Annotated in this window: 2 protein-coding genes; one reads left to right on the forward strand and one right to left on the reverse strand. The window is 43.5% G+C overall.

Annotated elements, in window-relative coordinates; translation table 11 throughout:
* Positions 1-330: 330 nt before the first annotated feature.
* Positions 331-1155, forward strand: coding sequence for a DUF2971 domain-containing protein (locus A3756_RS14250; protein WP_068509459.1), 825 nt, complete (start codon positions 331-333; stop codon positions 1153-1155).
* A gap of 17 nt (positions 1156-1172) precedes the next feature.
* Here the strand turns inward: A3756_RS14250 and A3756_RS14255 are convergent.
* The coding region (locus A3756_RS14255) for an ATP-binding cassette domain-containing protein (RefSeq protein WP_156490481.1) at positions 1173-1680 on the reverse strand (508 nt) is incomplete at its 5' end.

Below are 1680 nucleotides of genomic sequence, written 5' to 3' on the forward strand. Positions count from 1 at the left end.
GGCACTTAACCAGAGACACCCGCGATAACAATGCGCCTTGGTTAATCGTAGGAATCGAAAACTAAGCTATAGTTTCTAACAACTTCCTGACCATAAAAGCAGCTTACATACAACTGCCATAGGATCTTTATGTTTAGAATTTTAGTGCTGATCGTATTTTTAATTTCATGCCTGGTGGCGTTTATAAAGGCTGATAAATGGCCACGATGGAAACAACTTACAGTTATTTTCATCCCGACGATTATGCTATTCTGCTTTGCTTTAGTGCTTGAAACTTTAAACTGACCCTTTGGTTTTTCATTAAATATAATACGCTTATAAAGGTAGAAAGTGAGCCTGTTTTTATACTGCAGCGAGAAAGGCTTAACGTGGTTGCGAGAAGGGAAGCTACCTTTCTTAGAAGCCTCATCATTGATGGACCCATTCGTTAGCAATGAAGCCCTTAATCATCAGCCTGATGGGTCAATCGCTGTTTCAGATGAAGAGTTCAGAGTTGAATTGAAAGCTCAATTCGCGGCGCTACCAGAGTCTTTATCAAGCCTGATGAGCTTTGAGTATTTTGAAGAACAATCCCAAAGCAAACGAGCCAGTATTGAAGCACAAATAAGACAACGTTCTGTACCGCAAGTGAGTACAGTGTCGGCTAAACAACAGAAAAATCTAACACTGCTATGCTTATCTGAAAGAGCAGATAACTCGCTACTCTGGCAGTATCAAGCGGCTAATCACCGAGGTATGGTCATCGAACTAGACCAAACTCATGAGTTTTTTACCGCCCCTCAATACCGAGATGCCCCTCAAATGTTTCAGCCAGTGAAGTATAGTGCAGAGCGTCCGTTAAAGCTGAAAGACTCACATCCTTTCATTTCACTATTTCACCGTAGTGAACACTTTTCTCATGAGCAAGAGTGGCGCTTATTACGGCCGGCATCAGTGAGTGACAAGCTCATAAACGTCGATGAACTCAGTATTCACCTTCATAAAATCCCCAATACGGTGATCAAGTCCGTCACCTGCGGGGCAAATATGACAGCGGAACTAAAAAAAGCGCTCGTTAACCTCTTGAGCACTGACTTACGCTACCGACATGCTGAGCTTATGGAGTGCCGGCTGGACCCCGGCCAATATATACTCCATCGCACAGCCATTGATTGAGATAAAGTCAACTTGAACTAAGCGACCTTAACTTGCTCAGCTGCTTCCTGGTTAGCCATATACTCTTCGTAAGTGCCTTGAAAATCTATCAAGCCCTGGTCTTTAATTTCGATGACGCGTGTTGCCAGTGATGAGACAAACTCTCGGTCGTGGCTAACAAAAATCAAAGTGCCATCAAAGTTTTTAAGCGCTTCGTTCAGAGCTTCAATGGCTTCCATATCCATGTGGTTGGTCGGCTCATCCATAATCAGAATATTTAGGTCCTGCATCATTAACTTGCCAAACAACAAGCGGTTTTTCTCACCACCTGAGCAGACTTTGGCTTTCTTGTTAACGTCATCTTCGGTAAAGAGCATTCGACCTAACATACCGCGAACCATTAAATCGTTATGCTTTGCAGTACGCCACTGAGACATCCAGTCAAAGAGGTTTAGGTCACTGTCGAAATCTTTCGTGCTGTCCTGCGGGCAGTAGCCTAATACGGCATTTTCAGCCCACTTTACTTCACCCGTATTGGCTTGAATC

It is taken from the genome of Oleiphilus sp. HI0086 (assembly GCF_001635225.1).